The sequence below is a fragment of the Paenarthrobacter sp. NEAU-H11 genome (assembly GCF_050573415.1).
Classification (GTDB): Bacteria; Actinomycetota; Actinomycetes; order Actinomycetales; family Micrococcaceae; genus Arthrobacter.
The window spans coordinates 23,180-38,470 of record NZ_JBNZGA010000019.1 but is presented as its reverse complement, the minus strand read 5'-3'; the positions used below and the strand labels follow the sequence as shown (position 1 = coordinate 38,470).

At 65.5% G+C, this 15,291-nt stretch carries 20 protein-coding genes; 13 read left to right on the top strand and 7 right to left on the bottom strand.

Going from position 1 to position 15,291, the window contains the following annotated elements; translation table 11 throughout:
• Positions 1-144: 144 nt before the first annotated feature.
• On the bottom strand, positions 145-1,179 hold the full coding sequence (locus ACQ3DC_RS18660; protein ID WP_430752925.1) for an LLM class flavin-dependent oxidoreductase: 1,035 nt from the start codon (positions 1,177-1,179) through the stop codon (positions 145-147).
• Positions 1,180-1,289: 110 nt separating this feature from the next.
• Here ACQ3DC_RS18660 and ACQ3DC_RS18655 point away from each other — a divergent pair, with 110 nt between their 5' ends.
• Positions 1,290-1,694: a YidH family protein gene (locus ACQ3DC_RS18655; protein ID WP_321214433.1), complete on the top strand. Its 405-nt coding sequence runs from the start codon at positions 1,290-1,292 to the stop codon at positions 1,692-1,694.
• On the top strand, positions 1,678-2,034 hold the full coding sequence (locus ACQ3DC_RS18650) for a DUF202 domain-containing protein (RefSeq protein ID WP_430752924.1): 357 nt from the start codon (positions 1,678-1,680) through the stop codon (positions 2,032-2,034). Before ACQ3DC_RS18655 ends, ACQ3DC_RS18650 begins: the two co-directional genes overlap by 17 nt.
• Before the next feature lie 18 nt (positions 2,035-2,052).
• Here the strand turns inward: ACQ3DC_RS18650 and ACQ3DC_RS18645 are convergent, their stop codons facing one another.
• A complete protein-coding gene (locus ACQ3DC_RS18645) occupies positions 2,053-2,451 on the bottom strand; it encodes a hypothetical protein (protein ID WP_157241000.1) in 399 nt (132 codons plus the stop codon).
• 57 nt (positions 2,452-2,508) lie between these two features.
• Between ACQ3DC_RS18645 and ACQ3DC_RS18640 the strand changes: the two genes are divergently transcribed.
• The 3 genes from ACQ3DC_RS18640 to ACQ3DC_RS18630 all read left to right on the top strand — a co-directional run bounded on the left by ACQ3DC_RS18640 (position 2,509) and on the right by ACQ3DC_RS18630 (position 5,293).
• Positions 2,509-2,745: a DUF2630 family protein gene (locus tag ACQ3DC_RS18640; RefSeq protein ID WP_104999083.1), complete on the top strand. Its 237-nt coding sequence runs from the start codon at positions 2,509-2,511 to the stop codon at positions 2,743-2,745.
• Between the two features lie 55 nt (positions 2,746-2,800).
• Positions 2,801-3,595 carry a carbon-nitrogen hydrolase family protein gene (locus ACQ3DC_RS18635; RefSeq protein ID WP_421093795.1) on the top strand — a complete coding sequence of 265 codons (795 nt, stop codon included), beginning with the start codon at positions 2,801-2,803 and terminating at the stop codon, positions 3,593-3,595.
• A gap of 345 nt (positions 3,596-3,940) precedes the next feature.
• On the top strand, positions 3,941-5,293 hold the full coding sequence (locus tag ACQ3DC_RS18630) for an ammonium transporter (RefSeq protein ID WP_421093796.1): 1,353 nt from the start codon (positions 3,941-3,943) through the stop codon (positions 5,291-5,293).
• On the opposite strand, the gene ACQ3DC_RS18625 is transcribed toward ACQ3DC_RS18630, so the two are convergent.
• Complete coding sequence (locus tag ACQ3DC_RS18625) at positions 5,294-5,920, bottom strand: PadR family transcriptional regulator (protein ID WP_430752923.1); 627 nt, start codon at positions 5,918-5,920, stop codon at positions 5,294-5,296. It lies immediately after the preceding gene.
• Between the two features lie 179 nt (positions 5,921-6,099).
• Between ACQ3DC_RS18625 and ACQ3DC_RS18620 the strand changes: the two genes are divergently transcribed.
• A complete protein-coding gene (locus tag ACQ3DC_RS18620) occupies positions 6,100-8,277 on the top strand; it encodes a transglycosylase domain-containing protein (protein WP_430752922.1) in 2,178 nt (725 codons plus the stop codon).
• Positions 8,278-8,386: 109 nt separating this feature from the next.
• Here the strand turns inward: ACQ3DC_RS18620 and ACQ3DC_RS18615 are convergent, their stop codons facing one another.
• The 3 genes from ACQ3DC_RS18615 to ACQ3DC_RS18605 all read right to left on the bottom strand — a co-directional run bounded on the left by ACQ3DC_RS18615 (position 8,387) and on the right by ACQ3DC_RS18605 (position 9,984).
• Positions 8,387-8,980 carry a DUF1992 domain-containing protein gene (locus ACQ3DC_RS18615; RefSeq protein ID WP_421093806.1) on the bottom strand — a complete coding sequence of 198 codons (594 nt, stop codon included), beginning with the start codon at positions 8,978-8,980 and terminating at the stop codon, positions 8,387-8,389.
• A gap of 158 nt (positions 8,981-9,138) precedes the next feature.
• Positions 9,139-9,639, bottom strand: coding sequence for an SRPBCC family protein (locus ACQ3DC_RS18610; RefSeq protein WP_157240993.1), 501 nt, complete (start codon positions 9,637-9,639; stop codon positions 9,139-9,141).
• A 12-nt stretch (positions 9,640-9,651) separates the two neighbouring features.
• Positions 9,652-9,984 (bottom strand): ArsR/SmtB family transcription factor, encoded by a 333-nt coding sequence (locus ACQ3DC_RS18605; RefSeq protein WP_321214439.1) that lies wholly within the window; start codon positions 9,982-9,984, stop codon positions 9,652-9,654.
• Between the two features lie 100 nt (positions 9,985-10,084).
• Between ACQ3DC_RS18605 and ACQ3DC_RS18600 the strand changes: the two genes are divergently transcribed.
• Positions 10,085-10,813, top strand: coding sequence for a hypothetical protein (locus ACQ3DC_RS18600; RefSeq protein WP_430752921.1), 729 nt, complete (start codon positions 10,085-10,087; stop codon positions 10,811-10,813).
• Positions 10,814-10,842: 29 nt separating this feature from the next.
• On the opposite strand, the gene ACQ3DC_RS18595 is transcribed toward ACQ3DC_RS18600, so the two are convergent.
• Positions 10,843-11,577, bottom strand: coding sequence for a GAF and ANTAR domain-containing protein (locus ACQ3DC_RS18595; protein ID WP_321214441.1), 735 nt, complete (start codon positions 11,575-11,577; stop codon positions 10,843-10,845).
• A 169-nt stretch (positions 11,578-11,746) separates the two neighbouring features.
• On the opposite strand from ACQ3DC_RS18595, the gene ACQ3DC_RS18590 reads away from it, so the two are divergent.
• From ACQ3DC_RS18590 to ACQ3DC_RS18565, 6 genes are all read left to right on the top strand, one after another.
• The gene (locus tag ACQ3DC_RS18590) at positions 11,747-12,466 is read left to right on the top strand and encodes a GAF and ANTAR domain-containing protein (protein ID WP_321214442.1); all 720 of its coding nucleotides are present in this window, start codon (positions 11,747-11,749) and stop codon (positions 12,464-12,466) included.
• 9 nt (positions 12,467-12,475) lie between these two features.
• Positions 12,476-12,823, top strand: a complete 348-nt coding sequence (locus ACQ3DC_RS18585) for a hypothetical protein (RefSeq protein WP_421093800.1) — start codon at positions 12,476-12,478, stop codon at positions 12,821-12,823.
• A 169-nt stretch (positions 12,824-12,992) separates the two neighbouring features.
• The gene (locus ACQ3DC_RS18580; protein WP_430752920.1) at positions 12,993-13,718 is read left to right on the top strand and encodes a GAF and ANTAR domain-containing protein; all 726 of its coding nucleotides are present in this window, start codon (positions 12,993-12,995) and stop codon (positions 13,716-13,718) included.
• A 2-nt stretch (positions 13,719-13,720) separates the two neighbouring features.
• Positions 13,721-13,975 carry a hypothetical protein gene (locus ACQ3DC_RS18575; RefSeq protein WP_157240979.1) on the top strand — a complete coding sequence of 85 codons (255 nt, stop codon included), beginning with the start codon at positions 13,721-13,723 and terminating at the stop codon, positions 13,973-13,975.
• A complete protein-coding gene (locus tag ACQ3DC_RS18570; protein ID WP_430752919.1) occupies positions 13,972-14,742 on the top strand; it encodes a GAF and ANTAR domain-containing protein in 771 nt (256 codons plus the stop codon). The genes ACQ3DC_RS18575 and ACQ3DC_RS18570 overlap by 4 nt, the downstream gene beginning before the upstream one ends.
• Positions 14,743-15,053: 311 nt before the next feature.
• Positions 15,054-15,251: a hypothetical protein gene (locus ACQ3DC_RS18565; protein ID WP_157240975.1), complete on the top strand. Its 198-nt coding sequence runs from the start codon at positions 15,054-15,056 to the stop codon at positions 15,249-15,251.
• The last annotated feature ends 40 nt before the right edge of the window (positions 15,252-15,291 follow it).

The window sequence follows — 15,291 nt, the reverse complement described above, 5'->3', positions numbered from 1 at the left end:
CCCAAAGCCGCACTATAAGTCTAACGGCTGCGGTGTGCAGAAGGTTCCCCAGTCTTCACTAAGCATACTTAGTTTACCCTCACCGCGCGTGGGCAGGCGGATATTTACGGGGAAGACGGCAAGGTTACGGCCGGCAGCTACGGGTCAGGGGCGTGCCGCCTGCCAGCCAAGTGCCGGTGCGATATACCGGGCGACGTTGCCCAAAAGCTTGGCGTTGAAGTCCACGCCCAGCTGGTTGGGGACAGTGAGCAGGAGGGTGTCCGCGGCCTGCACCGCGGTGTCGGCAGCCAACTGCTCCGCCAGGACGTCCGGTGCGCCTGCATAGCTTTTCCCGAACCTGGCAGTAAGCCCGTCGATGATTCCCACCTGGTCCCGGCTGTCGCGCAGGGCGCTGCCGGCAAAGTACATGTTGTCCTCGGCGTCCACGATGGGGAGGACACTGCGGCTCACCGAAACCCGCGGCTGGCGGGCATGGCCTGCTGCGGCCCAGGCATCCCTGAACAGCTGGATCTGCTCGGCCTGCAGTTCGTGGAAGGGAACACCGGTATCTTCAGTGAGCAGGGTGGAACTCATCAGGTTCATGCCGAGATCCGCGGCCCAGACCGCCGTCTTCCTGGTTCCGGCTCCCCACCAAATGCGCTCCGCGAGCCCGGGCGACTGGGGCTGGACGGGCAGCAGTCCCCTGGTTCCGCCTGCATACCGCGGGTCCGCTTCCGCCACCCCGGCGCCGGTGATTGCCTTACGGAAGAGGGCGGTGTGCCGGCGGGCCATGTCGGCGTCGGTCTCCCCCGCCTCGGGCACGTGCCCGAAAGCTGCCGCACCCTGGCGGGCGGGCTCGGGTGAACCACGGCTGATGCCGAGCTGCAGCCTGCCGCCGCTGATCAGGTCTGTGGCTGCGGCCTCTTCGGCCATGTAGAGGGGGGTTTCGTACCGCATGTCAATGACGCCGGTACCGATCTCGATCCTGCTGGTCCGGGCGGCTATCGCGGAAAGCAGCGGGAACGGCGAGGCCTGCTGCCGGGCGAAGTGGTGCACGCGGAAGAACGCCCCGTCCAGCCCAAGCTCTTCCGCGGCCACCGAAAGGTCAATGGCCTGGAGGAGGGCGTCGCCGGCGGTCCTGGTGCGGGAGCCCTGTCCGGGACCCCAGTGGCCGAAGGAAAGAAATCCGATGCGCTCCATACCTGCCCCAACTGCACGGACACCGCGGGCATTCCCGACGGTCCGGACTGCCCTGGGCCTATTCCGTGCTGCCGCCCAGTGAAGCCCGGCGGCGTGGCTAGACTGGCAGCGTGACCAACAGCGACCAGCCCGCCAGCGCTTCCGTCCCGCCGTCGCGCGGGAAGATCGCCGAGCGCCTGTTGCCGGGCGGAGAAGAACCTGACCCGCGGTTCACCCTCGCCAACGAACGCACCTTCCTTGCATGGATCCGCACGTCGCTCGCACTGCTGGCCGGAGGGATCGCCATCGAGGCATTCACCGCCGGCCTCTTCCTGGAACCGGTCCGCAAGGGTTTGGCGGTGCTGCTGCTCCTGCTGGGAATGCTGCTGAGTGCGGGATCAGCCGTGCGGTGGCTTCGGGTGGAGCGCAGCATGCGGAACAACGCGCCGCTTCCGCTGCCGCTCGTTGTCCCGCTGCTGGCCGGGGCAGGCGCGCTGGCGGCCGCCGTCGTCCTCATCTTTGTCCTCTGGCGCTGACCAGGTGCCGGCGTCCCGCACCGCCGGCGGCCATGGCGACCCGGGCCTGCAGCCGGAGCGGACCTCGCTCGCCTGGGGCCGGACCATGCTGGCCCTGGTGACGGTCAGCGCCATCTTCCTGCGCTGGCTCCCGCAGCACGGGCTCCCCATCCTGATGCTGTTCGCCGTCTCATCCGCCGCAGCGCTGGCCATCTACCTGACCCAACGCCGCCGGTACCGTGTCCGGTCCCGGGGACTCTCCAGGGAAAGGCTCGACGCCGACATCACCGCGGTGCTTTGGACGGCTTTCGCAGGGGTCGCCTTGGGCTGCCTGGGCATTGGCGTTGTCCTTGCCGGCTGAAGCTGCGGCGCAGGACCCCTAGAACATCGGCAGGACAAAGCCGGCAAGCAAGGCCACAGCGCCGATGGCGGTTAGGCAGCGGCCCAGCACGGAGGCTGTCCTCCCTGCTTCTTCCGGCGCCGTGGTCTGCCACTGGGTGGGGCGCTTGGGGTGATAGTAGATGGGGAGGGTGTCGCCCACCGCCAGGTCCCTGATGTCATGGGGCGACATGGGCGCGTGGTGCACCTGGTATTTGCGGTCGAACCACCGAAAGCCCACCCCTGTGGTGTCGGAATACACCACGGCTTCGGCTACTGCCCAGGGATGAACGAAGCGGCGGAGGAACCCGGTATAGAAGAGCAATCCGAGCCCTGCGGGCAGGCACAACCAGGTGAGCATCTCGAGGATTGGACCTGCCATATCAAGCACAGTGGGCATGATTCCGATGGTACAGGCGTACGCTGGGGGAAAACCGTTCCGGCCTAAGGGGTAGACATGAACGATGAAGATCTCCTCACGCGCATCCGGTCCCTTGTGGAAGAGGAACACTCCCTTCGCGAGGCCTCCGGAGACGGCCAGATGCCGGACAAGGCGCGGCTGAAGCAGGTGGAAGAAAGCCTGGACCAATGCTGGGACCTGTTGCGCCAGCGCAGGGCCAAAGCCGGTTCCGGCGAGGACCCCGATGACGCCGAAGTCCGTCCGGTCAACGAAGTCGAGGGCTACAAGCAGTAGCTGCACGGCATCGTTGCACCCGTGCCGCTCCCCGCCGTGAAGAGATTGGAGTTCCATGCGCCTTGCAGTCGCGCAGATCATCAGCAGCGCTGACCCCGCAGCCAACCTGGAGCTGATCCGGGACTACGCTGCACAGGCCAAGGCCGCCGGCGCCGAGCTGGTGGTGTTCCCCGAGGCCGCCATGCGCGCCTTTGGCCATTCCCTCCGAGATGTCGCTGAACCGCTGGACGGCCCGTGGGCCGGGGAAGTCCGGGCCATTTCCAGGGAACTGGGCATAGCGATCGTGGCCGGGATGTTCACCCCCGGCAAGGACGGCCGGGTCCGCAACACCCTCCTGGTCACCGGCCCCGGGCTGGACACTTCATACGACAAGGTGCACCTCTTCGACGCCTTCGGTTTCGCCGAATCCAGGACAGTGGACGCGGGCCAGGCTCCGGTGACCTTTGAACTTAATGGCACGGTGTTCGGACTTGCCACCTGCTACGACGTCCGCTTTCCCGCCCTTTTCACCGCCAACGCCCGCCGGGGAGCACAGGTCAACATCGTGTGCGCGTCGTGGGGCGCCGGCGAGGGCAAGGCGGAGCAGTGGGACCTCCTGGTGCGGGCACGGGCCTTGGACAGCACCACCTTCGTGGTTGCCTGCGGCCAGGGCGATCCCGAAACCATGGGCGCCGGCCCTGCAGGCACAGCCCCCACGGGCATCGGCCACAGCGCCGTAATCACTCCCTTCGGCACCGCCGTGGCAACCCTGGGCGGAAAGCCGGAACTCGCCGTCGTCGATATCGACCCGTCCCTGGTGGACGATGTGCGCAGCAAGCTTCCGGTGTTGGCCAACGCCCGTCAGTTCTAAGCGGGGCTTTTCAGCGCGCCGGTGCGGTGAGCTTCCGTTCACCGCGCCGTAATCTCCCCATGTCCAGCGTGCGACGGCGCTTCTCACCTTCAGCATCCGGCCCGCCCTTTTAGCGCGCGGCCTGCGGAGCAAAACGCGGCGGCCCCGCCCCCTTCGGGATGGCGGCTGTTTACACAGCCGAAACATTACGGACACGGGGACTTCACACACCGGCCGTTTCTGTAACGCGGACGCAACTTTGAGGCGCATTTCCCGAAACACAAAACGCGAAAGATGGACTGCGGGGGAAATGCGAGGGCCTGGAAGAGTGCCCCGCTTCGAGGCGCAACGCGAAGGGACCCGCAGGTGGAGATTTCTGCCCAACATGTCTGGCTGATGATTTCAGCCGCGATGGTACTGCTGATGACGCCCGGGCTTGGCCTTTTCTATGGCGGCATGACGCGGGCCAAGGCCGCGCTGAACATGATCATGATGAGCTTCATCTCCGCCGGGATCGTCGGGGTTGTCTGGGTCCTGTGGGGCTACTCCATGACAACGGGCGACGGCGTGCTGGGCCTCTTCGGCAACCCGTTCGCCAACTTCGGCCTGCAGAACCTCATGGGTTCCCCCGACCTGATCAAGGCCGGATACAGCGCCACCTTCGCCATCATCACTGTTGCCCTGATCAGTGGCGCCATTGCGGACCGCGCCAAGTTCGGCGCCTGGGCCCTGTTCGTCCCCGTATGGATCACAGTTGTGTACTGCCCGCTCGCCTACATGGTGTGGGGCGGCGGGCTGATGAGCTCCGGCGGCGCAGTCACCGCCGTGTTCGGCCAGGTCATCGACTTCGCCGGCGGCGCCGTGGTGGAGATCAGCTCCGGAACGGCCGCCTTGGTCCTGGCCCTGATCGTGGGACAGCGCCACGGGTTCGCGAAAGACCCCAACCACCGCCCGCACAACGTCCCCTTCATCATGCTGGGCGCCGCCATCCTGTGGTTTGGCTGGTTCGGCTTCAACGGCGGCGCCGCAACAACGGCGGAACAGGCCGGCCTCATCTGGGTGAACACGCTGGTTGCTCCCGCCGCGGCCATGCTGAGCTGGCTGGTGACGGAGAAGCTCCGCCACGGCCACCCCACCTCCCTCGGCGCGGCGTCCGGCGTGGTGGCCGGGCTTGTGGCCATCACGCCGTCCTGCGCCAACATCAGCCCGCTGGCTGCCGTGGGCCTGGGCCTGGTGGCGGGAGCTGCCTGCGCGGTCTTCGTGGACCTCAAGTACCGGTTCGGCCTGGATGACTCCCTGGACGTGGTGGGCGTCCACCTCGGCGCCGGGCTCATCGGAACCCTCGCGCTGGGCTTCATCGCCCTCCCGGCAGACGGCCTTGGCGGCGGCCTCTTCTACGGCGGCGGCGTCCAGCAGCTCATCGCGCAGACCGCGGCCGTCGTGATCACCCTGCTGCTTTCCGGCGTCGGAACCCTTGTCATTGGCCGTGCCATCAACAAGGCCATCGGCTTCCGGGTCAGCCACGAGGCGGAAACTGCGGGTGTGGACCTGGCCGAACATGCCGAGAGCGCCTATGCGTTCGGGGAGATAGGAGCGGGCTTCAATCCGCTGCCGCACACCGCATCCCCTTTCCCTGCCGCAGTGTCCGCCGCTGGCATGTCCGCCGACGCGGAGTCCGGCGCGGCTGCACAGCACCGCAAGGAAGACTCTTTCGCCTGATCAGTCAGCCAGGATCTTGTACAGCGCCCGGCGGGTCTCATCCATCTTTTCCATAGCGGCGGCGCGCTGTTCCTCGGTAACCCCGCTGCGGAACTGGTGAATGGCGCCCATCAGCTTCCCGATGCTCTGGTGGAAGTCCCGATCCGGACTGTCCTGCCCGGCGTTCCAGGCGTTTTCCATCTCCTCTGCATGCTCGGCAACGTAGGCCCGGCCCGCGTCGGTTAGGGTGAACTCCGTCCCGCGGCCCTCACTGAGCGCTGAGATCAAGTCCTCGTCAACGAGTTGCTGAAGGGTTGGATAAATGGACCCGGGGCTGGGCCGCCACGCTCCCCCCGTCTTTTCGGCGATCGTCTTGATCAATCCGTAACCGTTCGAGGGCGCTTCCGCCAGGAGCGAGAGGATGGCGGCACGGACATCGCCCCTGCTGGCCCTTCGCGGGCTTCGGCCCAGCCCCGGACCGAAGCCAGGGCCAAATCCCGGCCCGAATCCCGGTCCGAAGCCTGGTCCAAAGCCGGGGCCAAACCCGCCACCCCGGTGCCCGTGCGGCCCCCTCCGGCCCAGCCCGCGCTCAAACCGTCCTCTGCCGAATTCCGGCCCTGGAAACCTTCCTTCAGGAATGCCTAACATGCCATCCTCCTCTTGCTTCCGTAGTCTTCGCTGGATTTATCAGCGATAGTTAACGATATGTCGCTATCTATCGACCGGTCAAGGGTTCAAGTGTGACCAAATCCTGATCTCCGAGGTGTGGATCCCCCCCCTCCCACCGGCGTAGTCTTTTGGCACCCCCTAGGCTTGAGGGCTGAAGAATGGCGACGAAGAGGAAGCGCGGGCGCGGTTTCAGCCTTGCCTTGGGAAGGTTCCTCGGGTTCCTGGCAACGAGTGCCCTGTGCGGCGTCCTGGCCGCCAGCCTGGTGGTTCCGGCCGTGGCGGCCGCTGGCCTCGGCGTCAGCAACTCCATTGGCTTTTTCGACAGCCTGCCGGAAGAACTGACAGTCCAGCCGCCGTCGCAATCCACCAAGGTCCTCACCTCCGACGGCCAGCCGATCGCCATCTTCTATGCGGAGAACCGCGTCAGGATCCCCCTGGACCAGATGTCGCCCTATATCAGGGGTGCCATCGTCGCAATTGAGGACAGCAGGTTCTACGAGCATGCCGGCATTGATCCCCAAGGGATCGTGCGGGCCTTGGTATCGAACCTGACCAAAGGCAGCCAGCAGGGCGCCTCCACCATCACGCAGCAATATGTCACCAACGTGATAAATGAGGCCCGCCTCTCGCAGGACAGGCCGGATGAAGTGATCCTGAGCGGGCAAAAGAACGTCGGCGACAAGCTGCGCGAGATGAAACTGGCCATTGCGCTGGAGAAGAAGTTCACCAAGGAGCAGATCCTCGAGGGATACCTGAACATTGTGTTCTTCAACAGCGACGCCTACGGCATCGAGGCAGCCTCGCACTACTTCTTCAGCACCACCGCCAAGGACCTCAGCCTTCCGCAGGCAGCCCTGCTGGCCGGACTGGTCAACAGCCCGACGTTCTACAACCCGGCGGTCAACCCTGACAAGTCGATTGTCCGCCGGAACCAGGTGCTCTCGGAGATGCTCCGCCAAGGCATGATCACCCAGGCCCAGCACGACGAAGCCGTGGCTACGCCCATTGAACTTAAAATCAGTCCGGAGCGGCAAGGTTGCGCCAACGCCTCGATGGCGCCCTATTTCTGCGACTACATCTCGCATCTCATCCTGAACAACCCTGCCTACGGGGCGAGCCTGATGGAACGGCAGAGGAAGCTGTACCGTGGGGGCCTCACCATCGTCACTACCCTGGACAGCAGGCTCCAGGCTGCCGCCCAGGCGCAGGTGGACGGTACGGCCGGGCCCAATCCGGACCGGTGGGGTGCGGCACTGTTGACGGTACAGCCCGGTACCGGCAAGATCCTGGCCATGGCCCAGAACACCGTGTTCCTTCCCGAACCGGGGAAGTTCGACACGCAACTGAACTTCAACGTGGACGCCAAGGATCCGCAGGGGAACGACCTGAACGGAGCCGGCGGTTTCCAGCCCGGGTCCACCATGAAGCCGTTCACCTTTGCCGAGTGGCTCAACGAGGGCAAGTCGCTGACAGCGGAAGTGGACGCGTCCCGGCGCGTGTATCCGCTGGGATTCCCTTGGAGGTCCAGTTGCGGAAAGGTGCTGGGCGCCTACAGCACCGCCCAGAATAACCCGGAGCTGGGCGCCGCTGATGACTTGCAGAACGCCGAGGAGGGCTTCTACCGGAAGATGCCCATCAATTACGGGCTCTACAACTCGATCAACACTGCCACGTTTGCGACAGCCGCACAGCTGGATTTCTGTGGCATCCAGAAGATGGTGGACGCTGTGGGCCTCCACAGCGGACTCGACGGGACCCCGATCAACATGCACCAGCTGGGCAACCTCCTGGGCGCGATCGGAGTTGCTCCCCTTCATTTGGCCAATGCCTTTGCCACTTTTGCCAACGACGGCCGCTATTGCACACCGATTGCGCTGGCGGACGTCAAGGACGCAACCGGCGGTAACCTGCCTGCCCAAACGGTCGAGTGCCGGGACGCAGTGAAGCCGGACGTGGCCCGCGGCGTCAACAGTGTGTTGCAGGACGTGCTTAAGAAGGGCTCGGGCGTCTGGATCAACCCCAAAACCCATGACAAGTTCCCTGTGGCGGCCAAGACGGGCACCTCGAACACCAACGGGTCCACGTGGATCGTCGGCTACACCACCGGCCTGGCCACCGCGTCCTTCTTCGGTGACGCACTTGAGGGGCAGAAGCGAGCCGGGCAGAACGTCACCATCAACGGAACCTTCTACCCCCGCCTTGACGGCTACATGATCGCCGGACCCCAATGGGCCTACTACATGCTTAACGTGGTGCCGCTCTATCCCGCCGGCCCGTTCCCGCCTCCTCCGCCATCGATGATTGGCCCGAGCCCCTCGCCGAGCCCGCGGCCGTAAGCACCGGGCTATTCGCGTGGGAATTACGACGACGGCGCCTCCCGCCGTCCGGAATGCGCCATGCTGTGCCCGGCAGCGGCGGCGCGGCGGACCGGGAAGAAGCAAGCCGCTAGCCGGTCCCCTTCCACAGCCGCTGCCACCACGAGTGCCGCGGTTCCGGTTCCGGCGGCGCCTCTACGGGACGGGCGGCACGGCGTTCGCGCCACCGCGCCACCGCTTCGTCCACGTCACGGGTCTTGGTGACCACCGGCGGGCCACCCTGGAGCTGGCGCCGGGCATCGATGACCCGCCGGTTGAAGTCCTGCAGGATGTCCCGTACCTGCTGCTCGGTGTACTGGGCATCCAGCCGGGCATCAAGCTCCGCATCCTCGGTACGGAGCAGGATCGCGGCGGGGCCGAGCCCGCTGAGGTTCTCCCGCTGGATGAGCCCTTTGACCCACCAGTCGGGATCGTACCGCTCCCCCAGCCCCGGAATCGGTTTGCCCGCGTATTTGAGGTTGTCGAATTTGCCCTGGGCCATGGCATCGCGGACCAGGTATTCCGCCCGGGCGGCGTCGCTCACTTTCTTGCGCTTCTCGCGTTCCTGCGCTTCGAGGGCGTCGAGCGCGGCTTCTTCCTCGGCGCTGATTCCGGCTCCGCGGTAGGACCGGACCTCAGCGGCGCGTTCCAGGCGCCTCCGGATATCCTTCGCACCGCCGCTCACCGCTGCCACCGCCTCGCCTGGGAATGCTGCTTCCTTCCAGTATTCAGAAGCTTTTCGCCCTGTTCAACGCCTGCCGGGCGCAGCCAGCCCGTGGACAAAGGAAAGCGGACGACGCCGGAACGTCCCGCCGTCGTACGCTCTCCCGAGTGCCGCGAGGCTTAGCCGGCGTTGGCATGCTCGGCCAGGATCGCGTCGATCTGGCCCAAAGCCTCCTTCATGCCCTCCTCCATGCCCATCTTGACCATCTCTTCCATCTGTTCTTCGGAATCGAAGATAGACATGATGGTCATGCGGGTGCGGCCGCCGATGTCCTCCAGGTCAACAGCGGCATGGGCACTGCCCATGGCATCCAAGGGCGCTCCGGTTTCGTCAGCGAAGCCGTCATCGAATTCGAGCTTCCGCGGCGGCTCGATGGTCCTGAATTTCCACCAGCCTCGGGGCTTCTCGCCTTCCGGGGTGGTCATGTAATACCCGGCCTTCCCGCCGGGCTGGAAGTCGAACCGGTCAAACGTGGCCGGATAGTTGGGCGGACCCCACCAGCGCTCCAGCTGGCGCGGGTCTTCCCAGATCTGCCAGACGCGCTCGACGCCGGCGTCGAACTCCGCCACGAGCGTGAGGCTGAGGGCCTCGAGATTCTTAGTGGAACTGATAACAGGCATTGCGCAACCTTCCTATCCTTCAGCCAGAATGTCCGCGATCCGGTCGACGCGCTGCCGCCAGATCGCCTCGTACTCATCGAGCAGCCGCCGGGCTTTTTGCAGGCCTTCATGGTTACCCCGCACAATCTGCTCCCTTCCGCGCTTTTCCTTGGTGACCAGGGACGCGCGCTCCAGCACCGCCACATGCTTCTGGACGGCGGCGAAGCTCATGTCGTAGAGGGCAGCAAGGCCGGAGACGGAATACTCCCCGGCTGTTACGCGGCGGACAATGTCCCGCCGGGTGGCGTCCGCCAGCGCCTGGAACAGGCGATCGACGTCCGCATCACTGAGCTGATCTACAACCATTTGGTTGTACGATAACCCCGCGGGACCCCGGTGTCAATGGAAGCCGGGACCCCATTCACTTTGCACCGCAAAGCCCCTGCATCCGGGTATCTTGAAGGCCATGAGCATCCTCCTGGCGGGCGCCGGTCCCGACCCTGCAGCCTTCCCCGAGTTGTTCGACCGCTTCGTCCGTGACGTCCGGGAACACAGCGGCGGGGAAGGTCCCGTCCGGATTGCCCTGGCGCTACACCACCGCAGCGGGAACCCTGAGGAAGCCCTGCCGGAGTACGCGGAACCACTCCTCGCCCGCGCACCGGTTGAGCTGGTGCCGGTCCTGCTCAGTTCGGCGTATCCGGCGGATCCGGCCGTATTCGACGGCGTCCACGGCGTGGTGGTGGGCGGCGGGCTGACGCCGGCCTACTGGGATGGGCTCAGCGCCGCGGCGGCCGCCATCTCACGGGTGGTTGGCGCCGGTACGCCGTACCTCGGCTTTTCCGCGGGGGCCATGGTGGCGCCCCGCAGGGCACTGATAGGGGGTCATCTGATTCACGGCATCGAAGTCTGCGGCGGGGAATGCTCGGAGGGCCTGGCGGAAGTCGAGATCCGGGACGGACTGGGCCTGGCCCCGTTCGCCGTGGATGTGCATGCGGCCCAGGCGGGCACGCTCAGCCGGGCCGTGGGTGCCGTGGCCGGAGGCCTGGTGGGCAGGGCTGTAGCGATCGATGAGGACACCGCCCTGGTCCTGGCGGCACCGGAGAATGACGGCTTTGAGGTGCTGGGCAGGGGCACCTGCTGGGACGTCCGCAGGTCCGGAACAGGCTGCAGCGTCTCCGTCCTGCGTGCGGCCTGAGTAGCGGGACGGCAGGCTGCGGGCAGCCCTTAGGCGTCGAAGTGCGTCTGGACGCTGTCGCCGCTTAGTTGTTCAATGAGTTCCGCTGCGACGTCCCGCAGCTTCCTGTTGCGGTTGCTGGAGACTTTGGTGAGGATGTCCATCGCTTCTGCCTGGGAACACCGGTTCTGGGCCATGATGACTCCGCAAGCCAGATTGATCGCGGTCCTGCTTTGCATGGCCGCTTCCAGGTTGTCCGCCCGGCTTTGCGCAGTATCGAGGCGGACCGAGAGGTGGAGCGTGTTGTGCGCCGCTGCAGCGAAGCCCAGGGCCTTTTCGTAGACATTGGCCGTGAACATGCCCGGCTTCGACGCAAAGAAATTCAAGGCAACGCTGGCCTCGTCGCTGATCTCCAGCGGCACGCCCAGGGAACTGCGGACGTTTGCTTCCGCCAGCTGTCGGGTCAGCTCCGGCCACCGGGAGTCCGTGGCAACATCGTCCACGATCACCGGGGACATCTCCCGCAGCGCCTTGATGCAGGGGCCGTCCCCCACGGCCTGCTCAACCTGGTCCAGTTCGACTGCGCGCTGGCTGCTGCCGGCCACGGTAGTGGGCTTTCGCCGCAGTTTGAGGGTGACTGCACATTCAACGTGGTCCCCCGCAACGTCAGAGACAGATGCTGCAGCCAGGCCGGCGAGTCCGGTGAGGAACTCAACAACGTTTTCTGCGCCCACCAGGATGCTCTGAAGCTCTTCTATCTGTTCTCTATCCGGTGAACTCGACATGGGCCCATCTTACTGTCCCGCCTGCTGTCGGGCAGCGGGCATTCCGCCTGCCCTCCCCTCGGAAACCCCAGGCTGCGCGGACCACAGCTGAAGGTGGGGCTCGCCCGGCCACGGGACATGCCTGATACGGGAAGGGAAGACCTCCGGGGCTTGGCTCTATGCTGAGAGTATGGCGCAGCGACTTCCCCTTGACGAGCTCAGCACTGTCGTTGCTCGGATTCAAGGGCTGCTGCTGACGGAGGAAAAGGCCACTACGGCTGTCCGGCTCCTGGCCCAGGCCGCCAAGGAGTCGGTTGCCGGCACCATAGGGGCCGGCGTCTCGCTCATGGACGCCCGCGGGCGCCGCACCAGCAGCGGCTATACGGACGGGATTGTGAGCCAGGCGGATGCCATCCAGTACGAGTGCGGGGAAGGACCCTGCCTGACCGCGTGGGCGGCAGAGGAACCCGTGCTGGTCAGGGACCTGGAAGGTGAGTCCCGATGGCCCGAGTGGCGGAAAGCCGTCAGGGGGCTGCCCATAGCGTCAGTGGTCAGCGCTCCCCTGATCGCCGGCCGTGAATCCCTCGGCGCATTGAAGTTGTACGCCGCCGCCCCCGGCGTCTATGACGCATCCAGCGCGGCCCTGCTCCAGCTCTTCGCGGCCCCCGCGGCCACGTTGCTTGCCCACATCCAGGCCAGCGAGGCCCCGCACCGAATGACCGAGGGCCTGCAGGCATCCCTCTACACGCGGGACCTGGTGAACCGCGCCTGCGGAGTGCTGATGGAGCGATCCGGCCTGACCAATGAAGCTGCCCTGCAGCAGCTGATGAAATTGGCCCGCAGCGAGAACACAGCATTGCAGCACGTCAGCGAACGCGTCCTCGCCGGGACGCTGCCTCCCGGAGCCTAGGACCTGCAAATGGGCTTTGATCCCAACGAACCGGAACAGCGGCGCCGGCTCCGGGCAGCCATGAAGGCAGCGGATATCCCGGTGTCAGAGCTGTGGCTGAAATACTTCAGCCTGTCGGGAGACGCAGGGGAATATGAAGTGGAAGCCTATCTTCAGGGGCTCCTTTCCCTGCCCCCGGTCCAGCGCGACCTGTTGGCGCTGGCGGCAAACGAACTGATTGACGATCTCCCGCGGCCACGGGCGCCCTACTCTGACGACTTCGACAGCGGCCCCGCTTCCGGCGTTCCCGATTCGGCAGGCGAGGAACAGCCAGGCACCGAAGACAGCACCAGCCGGCAACCGGACCGGGACGAGTAGCCCCATCGGCCGCCGCGTATCAATAGCTCCCGCAGGGGCGTAATGTCAGTAGTAGGAGATCTTCGGAATAGAAACGCTCCGGAGGTTGAATACTCGGGCCAGCCAGCGTAGAGAGCAGCGGCCGCCAGCCAGAGGACGGGCTTCTGGTGCACCCAGGGATCGAGGCCTGATGGCCAAGGAAAGCACGCTCACCGCTTCAGACCAGATGCAGGACCTGCTGCTCGAAAGTCCGGGTTTCCCTGAATTCCTCCTGGGACTGGCCACCCTTTCCGCATCCATGGCGGGTGCCGACGGTCAAGTCACGTGCACCATCACAGTTGAGCGCGACGGCGGATTGTCAACGGTCGCCAGCAGCAGCGAAGAGGGCCGGCGGCTGGATGAAACCCAGTATTCGTTTGGCGAGGGCCCCTGCCTCACCGCAGCCCGGCACCAGCGCCTGGTGTGGGTTCCGGACCTGGCGGGCGACGAGCGCTGGAGCGCCTATGCCGAGGCGGCAGCCCAGGAGGGCGTCCGGTCCGTCCTTGCTGTCCCCATTTCCACAGACGCGTCATCACGGGCGAGCCTTAACTGCTATGCAGGGACGACCAGTGCATTCAATGAGGGCACCGTGGTCCTCCTGGAGCAGCATGCAGCATCCATGTCCAGGGTCCTCCGCATCGCGCTGCGCCTTCATGGGGCGGACGTCCACCCTGAGCACCTCAGGGCGGCCCTCAAATCCAGGGCAACTGTGGATGCGGCCGTGTCCCTCATCATGCTCCAGCACAGGGGCGGGCGGGATGGCGCCCTGGAGATCCTCCGCCTGGCGGCGAAATCCAGCAACCGCAAAATCCACGTGATCGCCCAGAACATCGTGCGAGGAGCCGAGCTCCCTGCACTCCCCAATGACCGAGTGTAGGGATGTATCCCTTCGGGGCCGACGGGCCCGAACTGCCGGATCGGGCAGCCCAGGAACGCAAGGGGGCTGCCCGGCGTTACCGGACCACAGACCTGCCCTTGGAAAAGCTCTGGATTTACTATTACGGCATCGGCGGCGACCTCGATGAAGTGTCGCTTGACGCCTACCTCCACGACGCCCTGGACATACCGGCCGCGCAAGTACACCTGATTGACACAGCAATGATGGAGATGATGGACGAGGAGGAGCCGCCATGACAAACCCGGAACACTTCACCGGCAGCTCCGGCACGGGAAGCCACGAAACCCCCGGTATGGACACGAGGCTGCAGGAACTGGTCCTGGACAGCCAGGACATCGCCGGCTTCCTCACCGACCTTGCCGTGGTTGCCGCTGACCGGCTGTCCACGCCAGGCAGCACGGTCCACGCCGGCGTCACCGTGATCCGCCGCAAAAGGCCCAAGGCCGTGGCAAGCAGCGACGCCGAAGCGCGGGCCCTGGACGAACTGCAGAACGGATTCGGTGAAGGCCCGTGCCTTACTGCCCTTCGCACGAAAAGTCCGCTGCTGGTCCCCGACCTGGCCGGCGAGCACCGTTGGGCGCCGTACGTGAAAGTGGCCCAGGCGCAGGGCGTTGCCTCCATCCTTGCCGTGCCGCTGGATTTGGCCGGCGATGCAGAGGCCGTCCTGAACCTCTACTCCAACCGCAGCCACGGTTTTTCAGCTGAAGGCATCTCCACCGTGGAATCCTTCGCCCGCCAGGCAGCCGGATCACTGAGGCTGGTCCTTCGCATCACACAACTCAGCGAGGCGAAAGCCGACCTCTCCACCGCCCTGCAGTCGCGCACCATCATCGACATGGCCGTCGGAGCCGTCATGGCCGAGAACCGGTGCAGCCGGGAGACGGCGTTCGAAATCCTCACCAAGGCCTCCAGCACGCGCAACATCAAGCTCCGCGAGGTGGCGGCGGCGGTCATCGCCTCCATCTCCGGCGAGAAGGAAATCAAGACCTACTTCGACGCCTAACACCCCGGCGCGGGCAGCGGCCTGCGCCGCCGGACGTGATGAGATTCACTGGCAACAATGTTGAGGGCGGTGCTGCCGGCTGGGCACTATGGAAGATGTCGGCCGGGCCGCACCCAAAGAAGACCGCAGCCCGCCGGCGGCCGGTGTGCTTGGTCACATCGGCCCGGATTCGGTTGCCAACCCTTTCGGCAGCCGCCACTATTGAAGTACGGGAATGCGCTTTCCCACCTGCAGTCCGTCCTCATAGACGAGGACACGGCCCGGGCAATGAAGATTCCAGGCCGCCAACCGCAAGAAATGGAAGTTGAATAATGACGTTCGATGCCAATGACTCCGTGACCCTCAAAATCTGGGACCGGTCCACGCTCCACCACACCCTTGATTCCGCGGTCAGCGACCTTTCCGCGCGGCACAACACCACCACCTGCCGCGTCGCCGTCACCTGCAGCGGCCCCAACACCTTCACCCTGAGCCTGCGCGGCGAGGGCAAGGCGCTGGCCTCCGCCTAGGCGGCCACACCAAAGCGCAAGCGGACGACGCCGGGACCTC

What these genes read in the sequence shown, in the direction of transcription:
- ACQ3DC_RS18580 (WP_430752920.1), top strand. Translation starts at nt 12,993, where the DNA reads ATGGCCAAGGAAAGCACGCTCACCGCTTCAGACCAGATGCAGGACCTG.
- ACQ3DC_RS18660 (WP_430752925.1), bottom strand. Translation starts at nt 1,179, where the DNA reads ATGGAGCGCATCGGATTTCTTTCCTTCGGCCACTGGGGTCCCGGACAG.
- ACQ3DC_RS18585 (WP_421093800.1), top strand. Translation starts at nt 12,476, where the DNA reads ATGGGCTTTGATCCCAACGAACCGGAACAGCGGCGCCGGCTCCGGGCA.
- ACQ3DC_RS18620 (WP_430752922.1), top strand. Translation starts at nt 6,100, where the DNA reads ATGGCGACGAAGAGGAAGCGCGGGCGCGGTTTCAGCCTTGCCTTGGGA.
- ACQ3DC_RS18635 (WP_421093795.1), top strand. Translation starts at nt 2,801, where the DNA reads ATGCGCCTTGCAGTCGCGCAGATCATCAGCAGCGCTGACCCCGCAGCC.
- ACQ3DC_RS18600 (WP_430752921.1), top strand. Translation starts at nt 10,085, where the DNA reads ATGAGCATCCTCCTGGCGGGCGCCGGTCCCGACCCTGCAGCCTTCCCC.
- ACQ3DC_RS18590 (WP_321214442.1), top strand. Translation starts at nt 11,747, where the DNA reads ATGGCGCAGCGACTTCCCCTTGACGAGCTCAGCACTGTCGTTGCTCGG.
- ACQ3DC_RS18640 (WP_104999083.1), top strand. Translation starts at nt 2,509, where the DNA reads ATGAACGATGAAGATCTCCTCACGCGCATCCGGTCCCTTGTGGAAGAG.
- ACQ3DC_RS18645 (WP_157241000.1), bottom strand. Translation starts at nt 2,451, where the DNA reads ATGCCCACTGTGCTTGATATGGCAGGTCCAATCCTCGAGATGCTCACC.
- ACQ3DC_RS18625 (WP_430752923.1), bottom strand. Translation starts at nt 5,920, where the DNA reads ATGTTAGGCATTCCTGAAGGAAGGTTTCCAGGGCCGGAATTCGGCAGA.
- ACQ3DC_RS18605 (WP_321214439.1), bottom strand. Translation starts at nt 9,984, where the DNA reads ATGGTTGTAGATCAGCTCAGTGATGCGGACGTCGATCGCCTGTTCCAG.
- ACQ3DC_RS18575 (WP_157240979.1), top strand. Translation starts at nt 13,721, where the DNA reads ATGTATCCCTTCGGGGCCGACGGGCCCGAACTGCCGGATCGGGCAGCC.
- ACQ3DC_RS18610 (WP_157240993.1), bottom strand. Translation starts at nt 9,639, where the DNA reads ATGCCTGTTATCAGTTCCACTAAGAATCTCGAGGCCCTCAGCCTCACG.
- ACQ3DC_RS18565 (WP_157240975.1), top strand. Translation starts at nt 15,054, where the DNA reads ATGACGTTCGATGCCAATGACTCCGTGACCCTCAAAATCTGGGACCGG.
- ACQ3DC_RS18570 (WP_430752919.1), top strand. Translation starts at nt 13,972, where the DNA reads ATGACAAACCCGGAACACTTCACCGGCAGCTCCGGCACGGGAAGCCAC.
- ACQ3DC_RS18595 (WP_321214441.1), bottom strand. Translation starts at nt 11,577, where the DNA reads ATGTCGAGTTCACCGGATAGAGAACAGATAGAAGAGCTTCAGAGCATC.